We start from the raw sequence: 21,482 nt of genomic DNA, 5'->3' as shown, positions 1-21,482 counted from the left end.
CGCCCAAGAGGCAGGCACACGGGCATGAGGTCAGAACAAGCCTCCGGCGGGGGATCGGCCGACGCCGGGATGGAGGGGGCGCCGTGCCCGAGTGCGGGTTCGTTGGGGCATGCGTGGGGAGCTCCCATCCCGTTTGCCGTCGACCCAGGCAGAGCCGAGCAGACGGGGTCCATGGCGTCCAGGTCGTTCGTACAGTGGCGCGCTCCACCTGGACGCCATGGACCACGCCCGCTCCACGGTGTGTGGGTCGACGGCAAACGGGATGGGAGCTGGGGTGAGTGGAGGGTTGCGAACGCAGGCAGCATCGAGGTCCAGACCACACAGAACTGCGGGCCTCGCCCTGCGCGATACAGCGTGCAGCACCAACTCAACAAATTGTGATGTCTGATCTTGCTTACAAGCCCTACCATCTCGCTGTGCTCAGGCTTCTGATCGATACATCCGTATGGCTGGACATAGCCAGACGTCGCGACGGCCAGCAAATCATCGTACCCATTCGAGTTCTATTCTTTCAGAAAAAGCTCGACCTTCTTGTGCCATCCATTATCTTGAAAGAGTTCGAGCGTAATCGCCCGCGCGCGGAAGCGGCCGCCACAGACAGCGTTCGCGAACGCTTCAGGCTGTTGAAACAAGACCTCAAGGAGTACGGCGACAGCGAGGCACAGGAATGGATTGCGGAGATGGCTCACCAGGTGCCGTTCGTCAGTGCCCAAGCATTGCAGAATTTTTCCGAGATATCTGAGCTACTCAGCCACGGGAAAAGGCTTGAACCTGGCACTAAGGAGCATGGAGCCGTGATCCAGCGCGCACTCGAAAAGAGAGCTCCGTTTCACCTGAACAAGAACAGCATCGCTGATGCGCTCCTAGTGGAACTATTTCGCACCGCCCTTGAGGAATCTGCGGATTCTGCGGACTGCTACGTATTCGCCACATCCAACTACCAGGACTTCTCCGTAGTCAATGGTGACCGCCGGAAGCCGCATCCTGACTTTGATGCGGTATTTTCGGATGAGGAGCGCACCAGTTACGCGTATGACGTGGATGGACTGCTTGCCGTACTTGCGGAAAAACTCGGGGAGGAGTACGAGGAACTGGCAGAAGAAGTAGCATTTCTCGATGAGCCCCCTCGCCCGCTCGCAGAACTCCTAGAGTTGCACCAGGAACTGTACGATCGAATCTGGTATATCCACAGCAGACGGAGTGACACGCCAGACGGCCAAATAAACCCGAAATACGATGAGGGTCTACGCAAGTCGATCGGACAGGGCAGGGCCCGCATCGAATCTAAGCATGAAGCCAGCTCACTGCTGCCTGCGGACGATTATGAATGGGGTTTCCTCAACGGGAAGATGGCCATTCTTGAATGGATCCTAGGGGATGAGTTGAACGCCCCGGAATGGTACCGGTATTAGCCATTTTCAAAAAAGGTCAACAGGATCAGAAACCATCTGGCAAGCATTCGAGGGCTTCCGCGCCCGAGCTGCAACCTCCCCATGCCGTCGTCGCCGGCCAGCGGGTGGGACTCAATCTGGCCCGCATTCCAAAATCGTGACTGCGGTCAGACGCCACGATCTCTGGCATACCTTAGGAGGATAGGGTTTTGCCCACTAGGAGGTGCCGCCCAACCAAGGATGGCAGCTCTCCTCTAATTTTCGTTCGGGCGTTTCCCGCTATCGATCGCCAAATAAGTCGGCGATGCCCCAGGTTTCGACTCAAGAGGCAAGGATGCCCAGGTTAATCAATCGATAACCCATGGCTTCTGCACTCACATCGAAATCGCGAGCCATTTTCGTGATCAGATGATCGCGAGTTATCGTCCTGTCCTGCACATATGAAATCACTTGAGACTGGATCATATCGCGGGGCATTAGAATCTCAGCAGCAAAGGCATTTGCTTCAATTTCTTGCTCGTTCGTACCCAGACTGGACACGTCGTCACGCCAGTCAATTCGCATAGCGTGATCAACGATCAATTCCTTTCCCTCATGTAGGGAAAGATGCCCAAGTTCGTGAGCGATGGTGAAACGTTGGCGCCTTGGACTCGTCGCCGAGTTAACCCCGATGATTCTGACGTCGCCATCCCTCAGGGCGAAACCAGATTGCGTTCCATCAAAAGCCTTGCGAGTAATAATTGCACCCTCGGCGCGAGCAATGGCCTCGATGGGGACTGGAAACTCGCGAATGTCATGCCTTTTCAGGAGCGACCTTGCAGCATTAATCGCATTAGCCATGCGTCACTCCTTCGTTCCCGTTTGGCCCGTCAAATTGGCCAGCGCACTCTCGATGAAGTCCCTGCTGCTCTCGTCAGGCGCGGCTGCTAGACGAGCTTCGATATTGCTCAATTTGGGGGTTTCCTGAGAGGTGACGCCATTCGGCAGCAGATCTTTTGCGTCTGCGCCTAGGGCATCAGCAATCAGAAAGAACACATGGAGAGGAATACGCTGTCGTCCCGCCTCGATGTTGGCGATTGAGGAACGGGCGAGGCTTAGGCGATCCGCCAGCTCGGCTTGCGTCATGCGCGCAGCAGACCGGGCGTCCCGGACGCGATCCCCGACAGACGCGTAGAAGCGATCGATCTGCGGATCGTCTGGCAGCGGCATGTGTTCTCCCTGGGAAGTGTCAACCAACTCTAACAGGCAAGGTTTACCTCACAAACGTTACCGGCAGGTAAAACCCTCAATGTCAGTGACATTGACTGATCTTGACGCGTGATGCCTTAGTGCTTAGGGTTTCCACAGGCGGCACGTAGCGATCGTGTCGGTGACATGGCGGCTGCCTGCCCAAACACGCCTACAGCGTCGATCGATTGGAGGAAGCGATGGCGAAGAACACGGGGGCCGGCCACCGGCGGGGTGCCGTGCGCGGGCGGAGCCAGACGCTCAACACCCGCACCGGCTCCTGGACGTTGCGGGACGTCCTGACCGGCAAGTTCCTGAACGCCAAGAGCGACAAGAAGCCCTTCAAGGGCGTACGCAAGGAGAAGTGAATGAGTCGTACTCGATACCGCGTGGTGCCCAACGGAGGCACCTGGCAGTTGCGTCGTGAGCAGACGCCGCTGTCGAACTACACCTACAAGTCCGACGCCGTGGAGGCAGGACGTCAGATCGCGAAGGCGAACCAGCCGAGTCAGCTGATCATCCACAAGGCGGACGGGACGATCGAGACGGAGTACACCTACGGGGGAGACCCGTTCCCTCCGGGGGGCTGAGTGGGGGCTGAGGCTGATACAGGACGGCAATCCGCAGCCCCAGTCCACACCATCTCAACGCGATCGTATCGAAGGCCCTGTCCCAGGGAACCTCGGGGCAGGGCCTTCTTCGTGCCCCAACCGTGCCCGATCGTGGAGGGAGGCGCAGGGAACCACGGTAACGAGCGGGCATTGCACAGCACGACGGCCCCTGACCACTTGCCTGGTCAGGGGCCGTTCTCGCTGCTCTCAGCGCGGAGACGGTGGGATTTGAACCCACGGTGACATCGCTGCCACGACGGTTTTCAAGCCTTTCGCGAGAGCGAAGCTAGAACCGTCCGCGGATCTGCTTACCCGTGTCGCTCTCCGGGTGGTTCAGCGCGTCGTAGACCTTGTGACCGGAGTCGCGGGCACCGCCGGCCCAGGAGACGGCGCCCCGGTCGGTCACCTTGGCCGCGATGCCGCTCCAGTACTTCGCTTCGCGCTCCCACTGGATACCCTCCAACAGGCGCTCAAGATTGAGGCCCTCGGGCAAGGGGTCCGCGCTCCAAGACATGGTGCGGTTCATGGTCGCGCCCAGGCCGGCCACGACGGCAGGTGCGGTGATGGCAGTCTTGGCATGGAAGAGCGTGGCATTTTCCTGGAGAAACGCGCCCACCATCTCCATGACCTCGCGCTGGACGACGACCTTGTCCGGACGGTCGCCACTCTCGTTGGTGGGGATGTCCTCGTGCTCGATGCCAGTCGAGGCGGCGTGAATACCGGCCTTGCCGAGCATGGCCGTGGCGACGAAGGTCCGCAGGACCGACATCGTCATCCACTCCATGGCCTTGTCCGACACCTGGCGCTTGCCTGTGAGAATCAAGCTGGACAGCGGAACCGTGCTCTCGCCGAAGGGCACCTTCAGCGACTCCATCAACTTGCGCGTCACAGTGGTGCCGAAGTCGCGGCCATCCATGGACATGGCCAAGGACTTGTCGACCGGAACACCCTTCAGGTTGCGGTCGTGGAAGATCTGGCGGGCGGCCATGACGCTGATGCCGTGGAAGATCTCGAACGACAGCGGGATCGCGCCGAAGTCGAAGTCCTCCAGGTCGTACGCAGCCGGGTGCCGCTTGATCCGGTGCCAAGCGGTGACCTGAGTCTCGCTGTCTAGAGCGTAGAGGCCATCCTTGATCGGCAGGGCTGACGAGCCATCCTCAGCGATGACCAGCGGGCGCGGCGACCACAGAGTGATCTGCGGCAGCGACCAAGCATTGTCGTAGTCCCCCCGCAGACCGGCCGCAATGTAGTCGGCGTACTCGCCGACGTTCTTAGCCTTCTTGCTGCTCGCAGTGCCGAGGAGCCGCTGAATCTCGCCGCGCGTGCGGGCGTACTCGCTGATCGGCTGTCCGGCCCTCTGGGCACGCTTGGCGGCGTCCTCAACCTCCTGAGGGTCGTTGACGATCGCCAGCAGGTTCTCGCAGTCGATGACGCCGTTCGCCATGACCCCCCTGCGGATCTCCCGGAGGTCGACGGGCAGACCGGTGGTCACCGGCTTCAAGGACGTGGTGATGCTCAAGTTCCCTCCCCCTTCAGGGACGCCACTGTGACGCCCCGTCATGTTGCAGGACGCTAGCGGACACACCGTCAGGAGGTCAACTGAGGTAAGCGGAATCCTCAATTCTTCATACCGCAGTGGATGATTCCTCGGCTGCGGCGGAGCTTAAACCCTCGTATGCGCTACTGCGGTGAGCATTCTTCGGGCATGTCGGTTGTCCGCGGAAACGACGAAGGACCCGGTAGAGGCGATCCTTGATCTGTTCGGGCCATGACGGCCTACGTGCCTAATGGCATGCAACCGCACCAGACGACGCCGGACCATCACGGACGGTTCCGGTCTAACGCTCCAAGGCTCAGCCTCCGCGCGTGCTCCGGAGCGAAGACGCCGTGCCATGCGCGTGCCAGATCCTGCGGGGAACCACGGGGAACAGCGGGGATCAACCACGGTACGGCCAAGCCCCCCGACACCGCCCCCGCCGCAGGTCAGCCCCCAGGCGATCTCTAGATCACCTCAGCTTCCCAAGCTGAGAGCGCGAGTTCGATTCTCGTCACCCGCTCCACGTAAACCCCCCAGGCCAGCAGCCCGAGGGGGGTTCTTTGTTGTCTAGACGGTGCGCGGGGCGCGCACCACAACCGCACCATTAGCCCTCGGCAGCCTCCTCGTTGTGGTGCGCGGGTAGGGGTGCAGGGTCGTCACTGTGGTGCTTCGCACGCTCCGCGCGCACCAGGTCGTCGAGGCCGGCAGCGACCTCCCGTTGCCGCTCCACATCGGAGTGCTGGTAGATCAGAGGACTGGCCCGCACGAACCATCGTGTCCTTGAGCGTGGCGCCCGAGCGGGTCGAGAGCGTGTGGCCGGTGTGACGAAGGCCGTAAAAGCGAAAGCCGTCCGGCAACCGCACGGGCGCGCCGCCACTTCCGACCGAAGGAAGTACGCCGGAACGGCGCGCCCTTCTCGCCGACGAACAGCAGTCCATCGGGCCCCTTCTCCGTGTACCAGGCGAGATGCCGCTTCACTTCCCTGTGGAGAAACGCCGGGAGGACGACGGTGCGGACCCCGGCGTCGGACTTGGACTCGCCAGGAACCCGCTGCGGCGAAGACCGGCGAGTTCCTCGGGTCGCGTCGGGCCCTACACGCCGAGGTAGACCATGAGGCGCCAGCGGATACCGATCGCTTCGGCGAGGGCATCGGCCTGGGCAACGGTGGCAATATCCGTTCCGGCGCCGGCAGCAGTTCGAAGTGGCTTGTCGTGTGGCTGATAGTGGCTTCTCGGGTGGTCGGCGGCGTTCGGGATATCGGTTTCGTTCCACCCATTGACGCCGCGCCTGAGCCGCCTTTACGTTTCGTCCGCAGTTCCGCACGCCGTTCGTACTGTCGAACATTGTTCGGCCTGGTCTACCTCGGCGGCGACTACGCCCGCATCGTCAACGCCTCATCGGCAAGGTCATGGACGTCGCCGACCGCGGCACGCCAACGGTACCGACGTACGCCGGTGGCGCTGGCTCAGCAACACCTGCCAGCAGTGGCGGCTCGTCCCCACGGCCGCCTGATCCCGAAGGGCCGCAACAGAAACATGAGACATCTCGCCAGACGGGTTCTGGTGGCCGCGGCGGCCGCGCTCGCCGTGCTCACCACCGGGACCACCCCCGCCCAGGCCGCCGTGCCCGCGTCCCCCGCCGTCACCTTCACCAACCCGATAGCCGAGCAGCGCGCCGACCCGCACATCTTCAAGCACACCGACGGCTTCTACTACTTCACCGCCACGGTCCCCGCGTACGACAGGATCGTCATGCGCCGGGCGACCACCCTCCAGGGCCTCGCCACGGCCCCGGAGACCACGATCTGGACCAAGCACGCCACCGGTGAGATGGGCGCCCACATCTGGGCCCCGGAGATCCACTTCATCGACGGCAAGTGGTACATCTACTTCACGGCCGGCTGGTCCAACGACATCTGGCGGATCCGCCCGTACGTCCTGGAGACCAGCGCCGCCAACCCGATCACCGGCACCTGGACCGAGAAGGGCAGGATCAGCCTGCCCATGGACACCTTCTCGCTGGACGCCACCACGTTCACGCACAACGGCACCCGCTACCTGAGCTGGGCCCAGGAGGACCCGGCGTTCGGCAAGGGCACGCAACTGTACCTGGCGAAGATGGCCAACCCCTGGACCATCGAGGGCACCCCGGCCATGATCTCCAAGCCCCAGTACGCCTGGGAGACGGCCGGCGCCCGCGTCAACGAGGGCCCGGCCGTCATCCAGAAGAACGGCAAGGTCTTCATGACCTACTCGGCCAGCGCCACCAACGCCAACTACTGCCTCGGTCTGCTGACCGCCGACGCCACCGCCGACCTGATGAACCCGGCCTCCTGGAGCAAGACTCCCACGCCGGTCCTCAAGAGCAACGACAAGACCAGCCAGTACGGCCCCGGCCACAACTCCTTCACGGTCTCCGAGGACGGCAAGTCGGACATCCTCGTCTACCACGCCCGCAACTACAAGGACATCGTCGGCGACCCGCTCAAGGACCCCAACCGCCGCACCCGCTACCAGAAGGTGTACTGGAACGCCGACGGCACGCCCAACTTCGGCATCCCCGTCGCCGACGGTGTCACCCCCGTCCGCTTCTCCTCGTACAACTTCCCGGACAAGTTCATCCGGCACTGGGAGTTCCGGGCCAAGACCGAGTCCAACGTCACCGAACTCGCCGACTCGCAGTTCCGCGTCGTCCCCGGCCTGGCCGGCAACGGCACGGTCTCCCTCGAATCGGCCAACTTCCCCGGCTACTACCTGCGCCACAAGAACAACGAGGTGTGGGTGGAGAAGGACGACGGCAGCACCCTGTTCGACAACGACGCCTCGTTCCACGAGCGGGCCGGTCTCGCCGACCCCGCGGCTGTGTCGTACGAGTCGTTCAACTTCCCCGGCCGCTACATCCGGCACTACAACTACCTGCTCTACACCCAGCCGGTGACCACCACCGTCGCCCGGCAGGACGCCACCTTCTACAAGGAGTAGGACCGGCCGGACGCACCGGTCCGGTTTCCGCGAGGGACCGGAACCGGGCCGGGCGACCGGGCTACGCGAAGAGCGATGTGATCAGTGAGCCATCGGCGCGTCACCTCAGGGCGGCGCGCGGGTGCTGTCATGAATCGGCGCCCCTTTTCGCGACAGACCCTCATCAGGGGCGTGGGAGGTACTCCCGGGTCGCCCGCTCTCGCTCCGCGTCCGGGCGGCACGCATCTGATGCGTGGTCCAGGAATGCGGCCTCCGGCCCACGGCCGGAGGCCGCTGATGGGCAGAGTCTCCTGCCCCTGGGTGTCCGGTCGGGCCTGGACAGTCCGATGCCGTAACGATCGCGCTGGTCGTTACGGGGCGGTGCCTGGATTACACGTCAACGCCCGCGCCGGATGCAGGCTGCGCAGCACACCAGACGCTGTAATAGTCGATGTACTAGAATGGCCCCAATGAAGTCACCCCGCCCCGGTGGCACGGAGAACATCTCCGTCTCGATGCCCTCAGAACTCCTCGGTGCTCTGCGAACGCGCACCGGCAAGCGCGGCGTGTCCGCGTACGTGACCGCGGCGGTCCGGCATCAGCTGGCGATGGACGGCCTCGCCGAGATCGTGACCGCCTACGAAGCCGAGCACGAGCCGCTGAGCGAGGCCGAAATCCAGGCGGCGCAGCGCGAACTGTTCGGTGACGCACCGGCGCCGTACGCGTCCGGCGACAGCGCCGCATGAAGGCACCCGCGGCCAGGTCCCTGGTTCTGGATTCCCAGGCGCTGTCGCTGCTCCTGCGCAACGACCACCTGATGGTCACCCGGATCGAAGCCGCCCGGCGCGTCGGTGTGCCCGTCCTCGTGTCGGCTCCGACGGTGGTGGAGGCCGTCTACGGCAAGACGGATACCGCCCGGCTGCACTGGGTGCTCTCCCGTCTTCAGGTCCAGGACGTCACCCAGGCGGACAGCCTCACCGCGGTACAGCTGCTGAGCGACGCCGGCGGCCTGCACGGCCACAAGTACGCCGTCGATGCTCTCGTCGCCGCGATGGCGCTCCGCGTCCCGGCGCCCGTCCTGGTGCTGACTTCGGACCGCGACGACTGGTCGAAACTGTGCGGCGACCGCGTCCAGATCAAGGATGTCTGAGCTTGGCGTTGATCACCTGCGGGTCAGGCCCAGTTCCCCTGCCCGCACTCCGGCTTGAACACGTGAGGTGTCCAGGCAGTTCATCAGCTCTCCTACGGTGCCGGTGTCAGCGCTGGGCGGTGCTGAACTTGCGCCGCCAGGCCAGCGACACGTACACCAGCGCGACCAGGACCGGGACCTCGATGAGCGGACCGACGACACCGGACAGCGCCTGGCCGGAGGTGACGCCGAAGGTGGCGATGGCGACCGCGATGGCCAGCTCGAAGTTGTTGCCGGCCGCGGTGAAGGCGAGGGTCGCCGTGCGGTCGTAGGCCAGGCCTATGACCTTGCCGAGGGCGAACGTGCCGAACCACATCACCGCGAAGTACACCAGCAGTGGCAGCGCGATGCGGGCCACGTCCAGCGGCTGCGAGGTGATGGTCTTCCCCTGCAGGGCGAAGAGGATGACGATCGTGAAGAGCAGGCCGTACAGGGCCCACGGGCCGATCTTCGGCAGGAAGTCGGACTCGTACTTCTCGCGGCCCAGCTTCTGCTCGCCGATGCGGCGGGTGAGGAAACCTGCCAGCAGCGGGACGCCGAGGAAGATGACGACGTTCAGGGCGATCTTCCACATGGAGATGTCGAGGTGCTCGCCGTCGCCCAGACCCAGCCAGCCGGGCAGCAGGTCGAGGTAGAACCAGCCGAGCAGGCCGAACGCCAGAACCTGGAAGACCGAGTTCAGCGCCACCAGGACGGCAGCCGCCTCCCGGTCGCCGCAGGCCAGGTCGTTCCAGATGATGACCATGGCGATGCAGCGGGCGAGTCCGACGATGATCAGGCCGGTGCGGTACTCGGGCAGGTCAGACAGGAAGATCCAGGCCAGCGCGAACATCACCGCCGGGCCGACGATCCAGTTGATGACCAGCGAGGAGATCATGAGCGGCTTGTCGCCGGTGACGGCGTCGAGCTTGTCGTAGCGGACCTTGGCCAGGACCGGGTACATCATGATGAGCAGGCCGACGGCGATCGGCAGGGAGATGCCGCCGATCTCGACCTTGGCCAGGGCGTCGTTCAGGCCGGGGATGGCACGGCCGAGGCCGAGGCCGAGGGCCATGGCGATCAGGATCCACACCGCGAGGAAGCGGTCCAGCGTGGAGAGCTTCGCGACGACCGAGGACTCCTCCACGGTCGCGGGTGTTTCGGTGCGGGTCACGGGCAGGCCCTCTTGTTCTCGTTCGCGGTACGGGCGGACTCGGCCAGGTCGGCGAACTGGCCGGCGAGCTGGGCGATGACGTCCGGGAGCAGCTTGTAGTACGTGTACCGGCCGCAGGGCTCGGTCTCGACGACCCCGGCCTCGCGCAGCACTCTCAGATGGTTGGAGAGGTTGGTCTGCTTGGCACCGGTCTCCTCCACCAAGTGGCTGGTGCACAGCGTCTCGCGGGCGAGCAGGGTCACGATTCGAAGCCTGAGCGGGTCGGCCAGAACCCGGATCAGATCAGTGTCGACTGACGTCATCATGGACTGATACTCTCACATCAGTGGTGACTGACACCACCGGGTACTGAAGTCATTCACGCCTTATGCCGTCGCGAGACAAGTGAGACCCTCCTGATGTCCGACAAGCCCTCCGTGCTGTTCGTCTGTGTCCACAACGCCGGCCGTTCCCAGATGGCCGCCGCGTGGCTGACCCACCTGGCCGGGGACCGTGTCGAGGTCCGTTCCGCCGGCTCCAACCCGGGCGCCGGCGTGAACCCGGCCGCCGTCGAGGCCATGCGTGAGGTCGGCATCGATATCTCCACCGAGGTTCCGAAGATGCTCACCGTCGACGCCGTGAAGGAGTCCGACGTCTGCATCACCATGGGCTGCGGCGACACCTGCCCCGTCTTCCCCGGCAAGCGGTACCTGGACTGGCAGCTGGACGACCCCGCCGGCCAGGGCGTCGAGGCGGTGCGTCCGATCCGGGACGAGATCAAGGTGCTCGTCGAGGGCCTGATCAAGGAGATCGCGCCGGAGCCGCAGGCATGAGCACGAGCACGACTACGGACATCCGCAACGTCATCGTCATCGGTTCCGGCCCCGCGGGATACACCGCCGCTCTCTACACCGCCCGCGCTTCGCTGAAGCCGCTGGTCTTCGAGGGCGCGGTCACGGCCGGAGGCGCGCTGGTGCAGACGACCGAGGTGGAGAACTTCCCCGGCTTCCGCGACGGCATCATGGGCCCGGAGCTGATGGAGAACATGCGGGCCCAGGCCGAGCGTTTCGGCGCCGAGCTCGTTCCCGACGACGTCGTCGAGGTCGACCTCACCGGCGCCGTCAAGACCGTAACGGACAGCGCGGGTACGGTCCACCGGGCGAAGGCCGTGATCGTGGCGACCGGCTCGCAGCACCGCAAGCTGGGCCTGCCGGGCGAGGACGCGCTCTCCGGCCGGGGCGTGTCGTACTGCGCGACCTGCGACGGCTTCTTCTTCCGCGAGCACGACATCGTGGTGGTCGGCGGCGGTGACACCGCGATGGAGGAGGCCACCTTCCTCTCCCGCTTCGCCAAGTCCGTGACCATCGTCCACCGCCGCGACACCCTGCGGGCCTCCAAGACCATGCAGGACCGGGCCTTCGGCGACCCGAAGATCTCCTTCGCCTGGAACCGCGAGGTCGCCGAGATCCACGAGGCGGGCGGCAAGCTCGCCGGGCTCACCCTGCGCGACACCGTCACCGGCGAGACCTCACAGCTCCCGGCCACCGGCCTCTTCGTCGCCATCGGCCACGACCCGCGCACCGACTTGGTCACCGGCCAGCTGGACCTGGACGACGAGGGCTACCTCAAGGTCGCCTCCCCCTCCACGCGCACGAACATCCCCGGCGTCTTCGGCGCCGGTGACGTGGTCGACCACACCTACAGGCAGGCGATCACCGCTGCGGGCTCCGGCTGTGCAGCAGCCCTGGACGCCGAGCGGTACCTTGCCGCCCTCGCCGACGCCCAGCCCGTACCGGCCGAGGCCGTCACCGTCTGACGGCACCCGCCCCACGCACACGAGGAAAGCAACATGGCCCTCAAGAATGTCACCGACGACTCCTTCGAGCAGGACGTCCTCACCAGCGACAAGCCCGTGCTCGTCGACTTCTGGGCGGCCTGGTGCGGCCCGTGCCGCCAGCTCACCCCCTCACTGGAGGCGATCGTGGCCGAGCACGGCGGCAAGATCGAGATCGTCAAACTGAACATCGACGAGAACCCGGCCACCGCCGCGCAGTTCGGCGTGATGTCCATCCCCACGATGAACGTCTACGTCGGCGGCGAACTCGCCAAGACCATCGTCGGCGCCAAGCCGAAGGCCGCACTGGAGCGCGACCTCGCCGACTACCTCGGCTGAGCCGGCGGCATCACGCGATGAGCGCCGTCACGCAGTGAAGGGGGCGGCCCCGCGGAAGGCCGCTCCCTTCGCCGCGCACGAATCCATACAGACGCACGGCTTGACCGGCGCCTTCGAGGAACGCTGCGGACTACACCTGGCTGGAGGCCGCCATCGCGAGATCGCCGACGGGGGGTCCAAGATCGCGCGCACTCGGTTCAGGCCGTCGTAGTTCACCGAGTACCAGGACCAGGTGCCGCGGCGCTCGCGGTTCAACAGGCCCGCCTCGGTCATGACCTTCAGATGGTGACTGACGGTCGGCTGCCGGAAGCCCAGACTCTGGTTGCGCTTCACCTCGCCGTCGCGGATACCGCCACTCACCTCGACGTCGTCGCCGACCGCCCCTCCGGTCAGCAGGGCCAGCACTTCGAAGTGCTGGCCGTTGTTGAGCGGGACCTTCGGCAGATACAGGGTGTCGCCGTCGTAGCGCAGGCCCGCGGCCGGACGCCCTCCCGGACAACCGCAACGGCGAGAAGGAGCCGGTGTTCTACGCAGGCTCCACCCTCTCCCCCGACCTGTCCCTGCCCCGCATCCGCAAACGCTTCTCCGGCGACAGCGACGCCGCCGACCAAAGCGACAACGCACCGTCCGCCCGATCCTCCGGCCCGGCGCCGACCGGTCCGGCCGCCGCGCGACGCAGTGCTGCCACCGCTGCGTGGCAAGCGCTGATGATCGTCGACCACGGTGAGGACAGGCAGGTGGCCGCGCACATCGCAGCGGCCGGCGAGGTCCTGGACGCGCTCGCCAAGACCTCCGCCGCCCACACCCGCGCCGAACTACGCGAGGCAGCCTTCGTGTTCGAGCGGGCCACCCGCTCCCACATCCAAGCCGAGAGCGGGCACGACCGCGCCCTGCGCCGGGCAGCCCGCGACCTCGTCTACAGCGGGCCCGCGCTCGGCCGCGGGGAGGACGGGGCGACCTCGGCGATGGTGATCGACATGGTGTTCTTCTTCGTCACGGCCGCCGCTCACTGGCACGCCAAGAAGGGGCACGCTCAGCAGGCAGCCGCTGCCCGGGAGGCCGCCGAGCACCTGCGCGCCGCCTATCGGGCAGCGGCCGGCGTCCCGCTGGGCGTGCTGTACCGGCAGGGCCAGCGCCTGTCCCGGCCCCTGCGCCAGAGGCAGACCGTCCACCTGTGTCAGGCGGTGCCGGAGCTGGCGGATCAGGTCCTCGCCGAACCGGGCTGGCACGCCCTGGCCGCCACGCTCGCCGACGCCGAGAGCGCCGGCTACGACCCGACGGAGCTGCTGACCGAGGCCGTCGCGCGGCGGGAGCTGGACACCGCCGGTTCGATCAGCGACGTGCTCGTGTGGCGCCTGCGACGCATGGCCGACCTACCCGCCGACGCCGCCCGGATGCCCGAACACATCACCGCTGCGGCGAAGGGCGGAAGTACTGTCCGACGCTCGCCAAGCCGACACGACGGGCTGCGCAACGCACGCTAATCCGGGGCATACGCCGGTGCCCCTCCGCCAAGGCAGAGGGGCACCGGTACCGCAGGGTGGTCAGGAGACGGCCTCCGCCTTGGCGAGTGCCTTCTCCAGGTTGGCATCCACGAGACCCGGCAAGCCGGAGACGATCACCAGGACGTTGCCGACGCGGACCGCCGTCTGCTTGACGACGCTGCGCTGCCCGCCGACCAGGTGGGTGAGCAGCTGACTCCACTGCTCGTCACCCAGATCAGGTGCGGCCATCTTCTGGGTGCCTATGTCGGAAGTGCGTGGGTTTGCGGATTCTTGAATGCCATGACGCCGGAACCCACGCGTGTCGCCACCTGTTCAGTGCCGGCATCGGTCGAGTTCCGGAGCCGTCATGTGCCGTCTGCGTCCGGAGTGCCGTCCACGTCCGCGCTCTCGCCACTCCGGGTGTCGGGCTCCGCCGCCTGCTCGCGGACGCCCTGCACCATCAGGCGAGCCGATCCTTGCGGACCGCGGAGGAGGCAGCCGAGACCGGCAGGCCCTGACCGCGGCCCCCGGCACCACACTTCGGGGGCTCGACCTCGCGGCGTCCTGATCTCCACCCGTCTCGGTCCGGGCGTGATCCCGGACCGCGGAGACACGACGCGGGGCACCCGAGCACCCCGCGCCCGCAGAACGCGTGTCCGGATCCAGGATTCATCCTCTGCTGAGGTTCTTGCTCACACCGACGCGCTGCGGGCCCGCCGCCCGTACCCGGGGCGGCCGACCGGCTCGCCGGCGCGGCCGTGAAGACTCCGCGCGTTGCAGGGTGGGTGCGGCACCGTCGATTGCGCGTGGGCGTTGCCATGCCGCACGCAGGTTGGCCCGGACATGACGGCGCTCCGCGTGCCGGTGCGGAGGTCGCACCGGCACGCGGAGCTCGTTTCGGAGATCGTGACCCGAACCGCTTCGTCAGCTGACGGAGAACTGGCTGAAGTTCGCGGTGCCGATGGTTCCGGCGTGGGCCGTGGAGAACATGCCCGCGTCCAGGGTGCTGTTCGCCCCGGTCAGGGTCGCGGTGCCGACAGTGGTCCAGGTGGTGCCGTCGGCGGAGTAGGAGCCGGTGACCGACGTGCCGCTCCTGACCAGGCGGAGCCAGACAGGGGCGACGGTGGCGCTTCCGGTCTTGATGGTGTTGGTGTCGAGGTAGCCGTCACCGTTGGAGTCCGACTGCAGGGCGATTCCGTTGCCGGGGGTGGTGGCGAGGACGAGGTACCCGGTGGACGAGCCGGCGGAGGCGATGTTGTTGCGCAGCATCAGGCCGGCTTTGGCCCAGTTGTTGGTCTTGTCCTGACTGGTGACGCGGACGGTGACGGTCGAGGACGTTCCAGCGGCCTCCGTCTGGTAGGCGGCGGAATACTCGTCGTCGTATGCCGTGCCGGAGCGCCATATGTCGATGCCCGCGCTGGTCAGGGAGGTCACTCCGCCGCTTTGGCTGACGGCGGCCGGAATCGAGCTGTATGCCTTGTAGGGAGAGGTGACGATGCGCAGGTTGCTGAATGTCGCGCTGCCGGCGGTGGTGCTGTGGGCTGTGTGGATGACACCGGCATCCTGGGTGGTCGCCATGGACGGCAGGGTCACCGTCGAGCCGACCTGAGTGAAGGTGGATCCGTCGGCAGAGTAGGAGGCGGACACCTGGGTGGCAGTGCGGGTGAGCCGCACCCAGACCGGCGCCTTGACGGTGGAAGCGGTGGACGTGAACTGGTCGAGGTAGCCGTCGGCGTCGGAGTCCCGCTGGAAGCTGACGCCGTTCTTCGGGGTCACCACCACAGCCGCGTATCCGGCGGAGGAGCCGTCGTCCGTGAGGTCGTTGCGCAGGACGACGCCGGCCTTGGCCCAGTCGTTGGTGTTGTCCAGGTTGTCGACCCGGGCGGTCACCGACGTGCCGTCGACAGCTGCCCCGTTTCGGAAGACGGTGCCGTACTCGTCGTCGTGCTGTCCGCCGGCGCCCCGGATGTCCGCGCCCGCGTCGGTGATGGTGAAGTGGCCGCCACTCTGGCCGGTGTTGGCGGGGGTGGAGGAGTAGGCGCTGTAGGGGGAGCTGACGGGGTCGGTGGTCAGCGGACGGTACAGGGGCTGGATACCGGCGTTGTCCATGACCGTCTTGGCGGCTGGCGGCCAGTTGCCGTTGCTGACGACGACGGTGCCGCTCACCACGTTACCGCGGCCGTCGGTGTTGGTGATGATCGTGGAACTGTGGTGGGCTGGTAGTTGTACAGGCCCCGGTTGACGTAGTCCTGGCTGCCGCCGATGTCGTTGACGCCCCAGCCGTAGCCGATGGTGAGGCCGGAGTAGGGCAGGTTGTACACCTCGTTGTGCGAGACGGTCGCGCCGTTCACATAGGTGACGAGGATGGCCGACATGTCGCGGTACTCCAACGCCACGTCATGGATGAGGTTGTTGTTCAGCGTGATGTTCCGGTTGGTCATCCGGCTGTCACTGGGGTGGTGCGCGTCCGCCTGAAGGCCGCCGACGACGATGCCGCCGCCCGCGTCCTGGGTGAAGACGTTGCCCGTCGCGGTGATGGTGTCGGCGCCAAGTCCCACGCCGGTGGTGTGGGCGTTGGCGTCGTTGCCGATGCCGAGGCCGCCCTGCCCGAGCTGGGTGAACCGGTTACCGGTGAACGTGATGTGGTCGGCGGCCGAGACCTGGACGGCGGAGGGCATCTGGTCCCAGTGCGGGCGTGTCGCTTCGAAGAGCGGGCAGCCGCTCTGGCACGAGGTCAGCGCGTCCGACGGGCGGTCCCAGGTACCGGAGATGTACGCGCCGGTCTGCTGGCTGGCGTAGCCGTGGACGGTGGGGTCCAGCCAACTGGTGCCCGAGAACTGCAGCCCTGAGAAGGCGATGTGGGTGGCGGGGGAGGAGTACGTCCCTCCGACGCCGATGAGCGACTCCAGCTTCGGCACCTCGACGTCGGCCTCACTCATGTCCTGCCCGGTGAGCGGCTTGTAGTACAGGGTGCCGGTAGCGGTGTCGAGGTACCACTCGCCGGCCGTGTCGAGGAACTCGTAGGCGTTCTCGATATAGAGGGGGCCGGCGTGGAAGGGGCTCGTCAGGGTGTCGTAGCCGAACGTGTTGTTGTCCCACGAGGGCTGGGCCATGGTGATGGTGCCGTTGCTGATGCCGGTCACCGGGGCATAGCGGTCGGTGAAGGATCCGACGCCGTGGATCTCGGTCCGGCCGGGCTGCGCGAGGCTGTTGAGGTAGCTCAGCGAGCTGTGGGTGAAGGTGTAGCCGCTGGTGGTCGCGGTCAGGTGGGAGCGGGTGACCGAGGAGCGGGCCCTGGTGGCCAGGACGCCGTCGACGGACAGATGGCGCGTGTCGAAGCCGGTGCCGCTCTCCGTCGACGGTGTCGGCGCCCAGCGCCAGACCTTCGGCCAAGCGTGAAAGGCGCCCCTTTGACCAGCATGAGCGGCCTGTCAGGGCTCAAGGCCATCGTCACCGGCGGCGCGTCCGGCATCGGGCTGGCCACGTCCCGGATGCTGGCCGAGCACGGCGCCACGGTGGCCGTCCTCGACCTCAACCCCTCCGGCGCCCCCGAGCCGCTGATCGCCATCAAGGCCGACCTCGGCGACGACGCCTCGGTACGCGCCGCCGTGGAGACCGCTGCCGGGCAGCTCGGCGGCATGGACATCCTGGTCAACAACGCGGGCATCGGCGCCGTCGGTACCGTCGAGGACAACCCGGACGAGGAGTGGCACCGCGTCCTGGACGTCAACGTCCTGGGGACGGTGCGCACCACCCGGGCCGCCCTGCCGTATCTGCGGCGCTCGTCGCACGCGGCAGTCGTCAACACATGCTCCATCGCGGCCACCGCGGGCCTGCCCCAGCGCGCCCTGTACTCCGCCAGCAAGGGCGCGGTGCTGTCGCTGACCCTGGCGATGGCCGCGGACCATGTCCGTGAAGGCATCCGCGTCAACTGCGTCAACCCCGGCACCGCCGACACCCCCTGGGTGACCCGGCTGCTGGACGCCGCAGACGACCCGGAGGCGGAACGCGCCGCCCTCGACGCACGCCAGCCCCTGGGCCGCCTGGTCACCGCGGACGAGGTGGCGGCGGCCGTGGTCTACCTGGCGAGCCCCGCCGCGGTCTCCGTCACCGGCATCGCCCTCGCCGTCGACGGTGGTATGCAGGGGCTCCGGCTGCGCCCGGCGGTCGGCGCATGAGAGCCACGACGCCGGCCGGCACCGGCGCCAGGATCACCGAGCTGTCGTTCGGGGCCGCCGGCATCGGCAACCTCTTCCGCCCGGTCACCGACGAGGCCGCGTCCGCCGCGGTGGAGGCGGCCTGGGACGCGGGCGTACGCACCTTCGACACCGCCCCGCACTACGGACTCGGGCTGTCCGAGCGACGCCTGGGCGCCGCGCTGCGCGGACGCGACCGCGACACGTACACCGTCTCCACCAAGGTCGGGCGGCTGCTCGAACCCAACCCGGAGGGTGGCCGCGGCGACGATCTCGCCCACGGCTTCGCCGTGCCCGACACCCACCGGCGGGTCTGGGACTTCAGCTCCGACGGAGTCCTGCGCTCCCTGGACGCGAGCCTGGACCGCCTCGGCCTGGACCGTGTGGACATCGCCTTGCTGCACGACCCGGACCACCACGCCGAGCAGGCCCTCACCGAGGCATACCCGGTGCTGGAACGGCTGCGCGGCGAAGGCGTCGTCAAGGCGATCGGCATCGGAGTGAACCAGTGCGCGCTCCCCGCCCGCTTCCTGCGCGAGACCGACATCGACGTGGTGCTGCTCGCCGGCCGCTACACCCTGCTGGAGCAGGAGGGGCTTGCGGAGGTACTGCCGGAGGCCGCCGCCCGCGGCAGGAGTGTCATCGTCGGCGGGGTGTTCAACTCGGGTCTGCTCACCGACCCGAAACCCGGGGCCACGTACGACTACGCGCCCACCCCACCCCATGTGCTCGACCGGGCCCTGCGCATGAAGACGGTCACCGAACGCCACGGCGTACCGCTGCGCGCAGCCGCTCTGCGCTTCCCGTTCGGCCATCCGGCGGTCGCGAGCGTACTGTCCGGAGCTCGTTCCGCCGAGGAGGTCCGCGACACAGTGGATCAGCTGCGGCGAACGATGCCGGCCGCGGTCTGGGACGGACTGCGCGCCGAGGGGCTGCTGCCCCCGCACGTCCCCGTCCCTGCCGCCACACCGGTCGAAGAAACCGATCGACCGAAGGAGGAGTCGTGGGGGTGACCGCCACGGAGGCGAACAACGCTGAGGGCGTCATCGACGCACACCACCACGTGTGGGACCTCTCCCTCCGCGACCAGGACTGGATCACCGGACGGGAACTCGCCCCGCTGCGCCGCGACTTCACGCTCGCCGACCTGGAGCCGGAGGCCCGGGCCGCCGGCGTCACCGCGACGGTCCTGGTCCAGACGATCGATGTACCGGAGGAAACGCCCGAGTTCCTGGCCTTGGCCCAGGACAGCGACCTGGTGGCCGGCGTCGTGGGCTGGACCGACCTGACCTCCCCGGATGTCGCCCGCGCGCTCGCGGCACTGCGGGAGGGGCCGGGTGGCGAGCACCTGGTGGGCATCCGCCACCAGGTGCAGGGCGAATCCGATCCTCGCTGGCTGGTACGGCCGGACGTGCTGCGCGGGCTCGCCGCAGTGGCCGAGGCAGGGCTCGTGTACGACCTGGTTGTCAGGCCCCACCAGCTTGCGGCCGCCCAGGAGACCGCCCGACTGCTTCCCGGCCTCACCTTCGTACTCGATCATGCGGGCAAGCCCCCCATATCCTCGGGCGAGCTGCGGGCGTGGGCGGACGCGGTGCGCCTGCTGGCCTCGCTGCCCAACACCGTCTGCAAGCTCTCCGGCATGGTGACCGAGGCCGACTGGGACCAGTGGAGCGTCGAGGACCTCCGGCCGTACGCGGACACAGTGCTGGATGCTTTCGGACCGCGGCGGCTGATGTTCGGCTCCGACTGGCCCGTCTGCCGACTGGCCGCCACCTACGCCGAAGTCGTCGCCGCCGCACAGGAGCTGACGGCAGCACTCAATCCTGCCGAACGCCGCGAGGTCTTCACCAAAACCGCCCTGCGGACCTACGGACTGACCGTCACCGGCTCCCCGGCTCCTCAGGAAGCACCATGCGCATAGCTCTCTTCATCACCTGTTTCAACGACATGATGTTCCCCCGCACCGGCCGCGCGGTGACCGAACTACTGGAACGACCTGCTGCGGTCAGATGCACTTCAACACCGGCTACCGCCCCGAGACCCTGCCCATGGTGCGCCGTTTCGCGGAGGTCTTCGCGGATTACGACGCCGTGGCCACCGCTTCCGGCTCCTGCGCGGGCATGGTGCGCGACCATCACCGGGTGGTGGCCGCCCAGTTGGGGGACCCCGCGCTCACCGAGGCGGTCGGGCGGGTGGTGCCGACGGTGTACGAGCTGTCGGAACTCCTCGTCGACGTCCTCGGCGTCACCGATGTCGGCGCGTACTTCCCGCACAGGGTCACCTACCACCCGACCTGCCACTCGCTGCGCATGCTGCGCGTCGGCGACCGGCCGCTCAGGCTGCTGCGCGCGGTGAACGGCATCGACCTGGTCGAACTGCCCGCCGCCGAGTCCTGCTGTGGCTTCGGCGGCACCTTCGCGCTCAAGAACGCGGACGTGTCCAACGCCATGCCGGCCGACAAGATGCGCCATGTCCTGGATACCGGCCGCCGAGTACCTGTGCGCGGGCGACAACTCCTGCCTGACGCACATCGGCGGCGGTCTGTCCCGGCTGCGTACCGGCGTCGGGACGATGCACCTGGCCGAAATCCTGGCCTCCACGGAAGGGGACGTACGGTGAGCGGTGCTGACAACGTCGAATGGCTGGGCATCCCGGCCCTTCCCGAGGCAGCGGGCGCCACGCTCGCCGACACCCGGCTGCGTCACCCAGGAACAGGACCCCGGCGGGGACGCGTCATCACCCTGCCCGGGCCCGCTGCTGCCCGATACCGGCGGCCACCGCGTCGTCACGGACGGGCGGCGCATGGCGGCGGTCCTGGTGTTGCTCGCGCCTGACCCGTCTGGAGGTGCGTTCGCAAGGGCCCCAACCACCCTATTCACCCGACCTATCGGACCCTTCACATCCCGCGCCTCGGCGGCTTGATCCTGAGACTTGAGGGTGCCACCAGCCATGATCACGGGGTTTCTGTCGATCCTCTAGACAGACTCTGCGCTGAAGCCCCTTAATAGATCCGATGTCACTCCGGCGAAACACACGCCGTGCGGGTGGCCTCTCTCCTGCTCGCCGTCTGAGGGTGATCAGCCCGGTTGTCGAGCCGCAGCACCGTGGTTGTCCCGCAAAGAGTTAGGAGCGCACGTTGTCAGAGCCGGTCATCCACCGAAGGGAAGCTCGCCGGCATGGCGGTCCGCCGAGGGCGGGCTTCGCCCTCCGTCCGTGCCTTCTCCATGCAGGAGCTCCTGATGCCCGGCGCGCCGTAGTGCTCGTGCCGGCCGCCTTCCTGAGTGTGGTCCCACTACTCATCAACGGATTGCGCGCCCGGGCCGCTCCGGCACCGTGACCAACGCATCCCGGTTTCACCGACACCGCCGACGGCGACCGCACCTGGCCAGGTAGCTTCCGGCCTGCCCTCGGGCGGTACCACGTCCCGCGACGCGCCCCTCTTCCAGGCGACATTGGCGCGACGGCCAGAGGCACCTGGCAGCGGGAAGACCTGACCTGCACGTTTACCTCTCAGCGCCGAGGCGATTACGCCTCCCACGACAGCCCGGTCGCCAACCTCGGGCGGTCACCTTCCACTTGGCA

The 21,482-nt window shown here is 67.0% G+C and carries 22 protein-coding genes and 3 pseudogenes; 15 read left to right on the top strand and 10 right to left on the bottom strand.

What is annotated here, in order from left to right:
• The first annotated feature begins 416 nt into the window (after window positions 1–416).
• Window positions 417–1,412 (top strand): PIN domain-containing protein, encoded by a 996-nt coding sequence (locus tag AQJ91_RS54125; protein ID WP_159054780.1) that lies wholly within the window; start codon window positions 417–419, stop codon window positions 1,410–1,412.
• A gap of 300 nt (window positions 1,413–1,712) precedes the next feature.
• Here AQJ91_RS54125 and AQJ91_RS51125 read toward each other — a convergent pair whose 3' ends face one another.
• Together AQJ91_RS51125 and AQJ91_RS51120 are read right to left on the bottom strand one after the other, a co-directional pair.
• A complete protein-coding gene (locus AQJ91_RS51125; protein WP_079085594.1) occupies window positions 1,713–2,231 on the bottom strand; it encodes an ImmA/IrrE family metallo-endopeptidase in 519 nt (172 codons plus the stop codon).
• Between the two features lie 3 nt (window positions 2,232–2,234).
• The gene (locus AQJ91_RS51120) at window positions 2,235–2,600 is read right to left on the bottom strand and encodes a helix-turn-helix domain-containing protein (RefSeq protein WP_079085593.1); all 366 of its coding nucleotides are present in this window, start codon (window positions 2,598–2,600) and stop codon (window positions 2,235–2,237) included.
• Window positions 2,601–2,818: 218 nt separating this feature from the next.
• Here AQJ91_RS51120 and AQJ91_RS54895 point away from each other — a divergent pair, with 218 nt between their 5' ends.
• A complete protein-coding gene (locus AQJ91_RS54895; protein ID WP_199848160.1) occupies window positions 2,819–2,986 on the top strand; it encodes a hypothetical protein in 168 nt (55 codons plus the stop codon).
• Window positions 2,987–3,208 carry a DUF2188 domain-containing protein gene (locus AQJ91_RS41620; RefSeq protein WP_067033190.1) on the top strand — a complete coding sequence of 74 codons (222 nt, stop codon included), beginning with the start codon at window positions 2,987–2,989 and terminating at the stop codon, window positions 3,206–3,208. It abuts the gene before it with no gap.
• A 307-nt stretch (window positions 3,209–3,515) separates the two neighbouring features.
• On the opposite strand, the gene AQJ91_RS41615 is transcribed toward AQJ91_RS41620, so the two are convergent.
• Together AQJ91_RS41615 and AQJ91_RS56795 are read right to left on the bottom strand one after the other, a co-directional pair.
• Window positions 3,516–4,748 (bottom strand): DNA sulfur modification protein DndB, encoded by a 1,233-nt coding sequence (locus AQJ91_RS41615; RefSeq protein WP_234383356.1) that lies wholly within the window; start codon window positions 4,746–4,748, stop codon window positions 3,516–3,518.
• A gap of 622 nt (window positions 4,749–5,370) precedes the next feature.
• A pseudogene (locus tag AQJ91_RS56795) lies at window positions 5,371–5,938 on the bottom strand (tyrosine-type recombinase/integrase); the annotation flags it as partial.
• Window positions 5,939–6,301: 363 nt separating this feature from the next.
• On the opposite strand from AQJ91_RS56795, the gene AQJ91_RS41605 reads away from it, so the two are divergent.
• The 3 genes from AQJ91_RS41605 to AQJ91_RS41595 all read left to right on the top strand — a co-directional run bounded on the left by AQJ91_RS41605 (window position 6,302) and on the right by AQJ91_RS41595 (window position 8,876).
• Complete coding sequence (locus AQJ91_RS41605; RefSeq protein WP_107122676.1) at window positions 6,302–7,747, top strand: family 43 glycosylhydrolase; 1,446 nt, start codon at window positions 6,302–6,304, stop codon at window positions 7,745–7,747.
• A 449-nt stretch (window positions 7,748–8,196) separates the two neighbouring features.
• The gene (locus AQJ91_RS41600) at window positions 8,197–8,472 is read left to right on the top strand and encodes a hypothetical protein (RefSeq protein WP_067033188.1); all 276 of its coding nucleotides are present in this window, start codon (window positions 8,197–8,199) and stop codon (window positions 8,470–8,472) included.
• Complete coding sequence (locus tag AQJ91_RS41595) at window positions 8,469–8,876, top strand: type II toxin-antitoxin system VapC family toxin (RefSeq protein ID WP_067033180.1); 408 nt, start codon at window positions 8,469–8,471, stop codon at window positions 8,874–8,876. The genes AQJ91_RS41600 and AQJ91_RS41595 overlap by 4 nt, the downstream gene beginning before the upstream one ends.
• A 106-nt stretch (window positions 8,877–8,982) precedes the next feature.
• Here the strand turns inward: AQJ91_RS41595 and arsB are convergent, their stop codons facing one another.
• Window positions 8,983–10,068: an ACR3 family arsenite efflux transporter gene (arsB, locus tag AQJ91_RS41590; protein WP_067033178.1), complete on the bottom strand. Its 1,086-nt coding sequence runs from the start codon at window positions 10,066–10,068 to the stop codon at window positions 8,983–8,985.
• A complete protein-coding gene (locus tag AQJ91_RS41585; protein WP_067033176.1) occupies window positions 10,065–10,373 on the bottom strand; it encodes an ArsR/SmtB family transcription factor in 309 nt (102 codons plus the stop codon). Before AQJ91_RS41585 ends, arsB begins: the two co-directional genes overlap by 4 nt.
• Window positions 10,374–10,466: 93 nt before the next feature.
• Here AQJ91_RS41585 and AQJ91_RS41580 point away from each other — a divergent pair, with 93 nt between their 5' ends.
• The 3 genes from AQJ91_RS41580 to trxA are packed head-to-tail and all read left to right on the top strand — an operon-like array spanning window position 10,467 to window position 12,220.
• Complete coding sequence (locus AQJ91_RS41580; RefSeq protein WP_067033173.1) at window positions 10,467–10,880, top strand: arsenate reductase ArsC; 414 nt, start codon at window positions 10,467–10,469, stop codon at window positions 10,878–10,880.
• A complete protein-coding gene (trxB, locus tag AQJ91_RS41575; RefSeq protein ID WP_067033170.1) occupies window positions 10,877–11,863 on the top strand; it encodes a thioredoxin-disulfide reductase in 987 nt (328 codons plus the stop codon). Before AQJ91_RS41580 ends, trxB begins: the two co-directional genes overlap by 4 nt.
• 33 nt (window positions 11,864–11,896) lie before the next feature.
• Window positions 11,897–12,220, top strand: a complete 324-nt coding sequence (trxA, locus tag AQJ91_RS41570; protein WP_067033167.1) for a thioredoxin — start codon at window positions 11,897–11,899, stop codon at window positions 12,218–12,220.
• 27 nt (window positions 12,221–12,247) lie between these two features.
• On the opposite strand, the gene AQJ91_RS57975 is transcribed toward trxA, so the two are convergent.
• Window positions 12,248–12,625, bottom strand: coding sequence for an ArsR/SmtB family transcription factor (locus tag AQJ91_RS57975; protein WP_324618052.1), 378 nt, complete (start codon window positions 12,623–12,625; stop codon window positions 12,248–12,250).
• 80 nt (window positions 12,626–12,705) lie between these two features.
• Between AQJ91_RS57975 and AQJ91_RS41560 the strand changes: the two are divergent.
• Window positions 12,706–13,704, top strand: a pseudogene (locus tag AQJ91_RS41560) (mobilization protein); the annotation flags it as partial.
• A 60-nt stretch (window positions 13,705–13,764) separates the two neighbouring features.
• Here AQJ91_RS41560 and AQJ91_RS41555 read toward each other — a convergent pair.
• From AQJ91_RS41555 to AQJ91_RS41545, 3 genes are all read right to left on the bottom strand, one after another.
• Window positions 13,765–13,953 carry a hypothetical protein gene (locus AQJ91_RS41555; protein WP_067033165.1) on the bottom strand — a complete coding sequence of 63 codons (189 nt, stop codon included), beginning with the start codon at window positions 13,951–13,953 and terminating at the stop codon, window positions 13,765–13,767.
• Between the two features lie 675 nt (window positions 13,954–14,628).
• Window positions 14,629–15,870, bottom strand: a complete 1,242-nt coding sequence (locus AQJ91_RS41550) for a DUF1349 domain-containing protein (RefSeq protein ID WP_159054779.1) — start codon at window positions 15,868–15,870, stop codon at window positions 14,629–14,631.
• Window positions 15,867–16,847 (bottom strand): right-handed parallel beta-helix repeat-containing protein, encoded by a 981-nt coding sequence (locus AQJ91_RS41545; RefSeq protein WP_067033159.1) that lies wholly within the window; start codon window positions 16,845–16,847, stop codon window positions 15,867–15,869. The genes AQJ91_RS41550 and AQJ91_RS41545 overlap by 4 nt, the downstream gene beginning before the upstream one ends.
• Window positions 16,848–16,956: 109 nt before the next feature.
• Here AQJ91_RS41545 and AQJ91_RS54120 point away from each other — a divergent pair, with 109 nt between their 5' ends.
• From AQJ91_RS54120 to AQJ91_RS41525, 5 genes and pseudogenes are all read left to right on the top strand, one after another.
• Complete coding sequence (locus AQJ91_RS54120) at window positions 16,957–17,103, top strand: hypothetical protein (RefSeq protein WP_159054778.1); 147 nt, start codon at window positions 16,957–16,959, stop codon at window positions 17,101–17,103.
• A gap of 20 nt (window positions 17,104–17,123) precedes the next feature.
• Window positions 17,124–17,882 (top strand): SDR family NAD(P)-dependent oxidoreductase, encoded by a 759-nt coding sequence (locus tag AQJ91_RS41540; protein WP_067033157.1) that lies wholly within the window; start codon window positions 17,124–17,126, stop codon window positions 17,880–17,882.
• Window positions 17,879–18,913 (top strand): aldo/keto reductase, encoded by a 1,035-nt coding sequence (locus AQJ91_RS41535; protein ID WP_067033155.1) that lies wholly within the window; start codon window positions 17,879–17,881, stop codon window positions 18,911–18,913. The genes AQJ91_RS41540 and AQJ91_RS41535 overlap by 4 nt, the downstream gene beginning before the upstream one ends.
• Window positions 18,910–19,821 carry an amidohydrolase family protein gene (locus tag AQJ91_RS41530; protein WP_067033242.1) on the top strand — a complete coding sequence of 304 codons (912 nt, stop codon included), beginning with the start codon at window positions 18,910–18,912 and terminating at the stop codon, window positions 19,819–19,821. The genes AQJ91_RS41535 and AQJ91_RS41530 overlap by 4 nt, the downstream gene beginning before the upstream one ends.
• Window positions 19,812–20,519 (top strand): annotated as a pseudogene (locus AQJ91_RS41525) ((Fe-S)-binding protein). The gene AQJ91_RS41530 and the pseudogene AQJ91_RS41525 overlap by 10 nt, the downstream one beginning before the upstream one ends.
• The last annotated feature ends 963 nt before the right edge of the window (window positions 20,520–21,482 follow it).

The sequence above is a fragment of the Streptomyces dysideae genome, assembly GCF_001514305.1.
Lineage (GTDB): Bacteria > Actinomycetota > Actinomycetes > Streptomycetales > Streptomycetaceae > Streptomyces > Streptomyces dysideae.
The sequence above is the reverse complement of the archived record's forward strand: the minus strand, read 5'-3'. Positions and strand labels throughout refer to the sequence as shown.

Bases quoted from the DNA above. Each gene is read 5' to 3' on its own strand.
- AQJ91_RS51125 (WP_079085594.1), bottom strand. From the start codon at position 2,231: ATGGCTAATGCGATTAATGCTGCAAGGTCGCTCCTGAAAAGGCATGAC.
- AQJ91_RS51120 (WP_079085593.1), bottom strand. From the start codon at position 2,600: ATGCCGCTGCCAGACGATCCGCAGATCGATCGCTTCTACGCGTCTGTC.
- AQJ91_RS54895 (WP_199848160.1), top strand. From the start codon at position 2,819: ATGGCGAAGAACACGGGGGCCGGCCACCGGCGGGGTGCCGTGCGCGGG.
- AQJ91_RS41620 (WP_067033190.1), top strand. From the start codon at position 2,987: ATGAGTCGTACTCGATACCGCGTGGTGCCCAACGGAGGCACCTGGCAG.
- AQJ91_RS41605 (WP_107122676.1), top strand. From the start codon at position 6,302: ATGAGACATCTCGCCAGACGGGTTCTGGTGGCCGCGGCGGCCGCGCTC.
- AQJ91_RS41600 (WP_067033188.1), top strand. From the start codon at position 8,197: ATGAAGTCACCCCGCCCCGGTGGCACGGAGAACATCTCCGTCTCGATG.
- AQJ91_RS41595 (WP_067033180.1), top strand. From the start codon at position 8,469: ATGAAGGCACCCGCGGCCAGGTCCCTGGTTCTGGATTCCCAGGCGCTG.
- AQJ91_RS41585 (WP_067033176.1), bottom strand. From the start codon at position 10,373: ATGATGACGTCAGTCGACACTGATCTGATCCGGGTTCTGGCCGACCCG.
- AQJ91_RS41580 (WP_067033173.1), top strand. From the start codon at position 10,467: ATGTCCGACAAGCCCTCCGTGCTGTTCGTCTGTGTCCACAACGCCGGC.
- trxB (WP_067033170.1), top strand. From the start codon at position 10,877: ATGAGCACGAGCACGACTACGGACATCCGCAACGTCATCGTCATCGGT.
- trxA (WP_067033167.1), top strand. From the start codon at position 11,897: ATGGCCCTCAAGAATGTCACCGACGACTCCTTCGAGCAGGACGTCCTC.
- AQJ91_RS41555 (WP_067033165.1), bottom strand. From the start codon at position 13,953: ATGGCCGCACCTGATCTGGGTGACGAGCAGTGGAGTCAGCTGCTCACC.
- AQJ91_RS41540 (WP_067033157.1), top strand. From the start codon at position 17,124: ATGAGCGGCCTGTCAGGGCTCAAGGCCATCGTCACCGGCGGCGCGTCC.
- AQJ91_RS41535 (WP_067033155.1), top strand. From the start codon at position 17,879: ATGAGAGCCACGACGCCGGCCGGCACCGGCGCCAGGATCACCGAGCTG.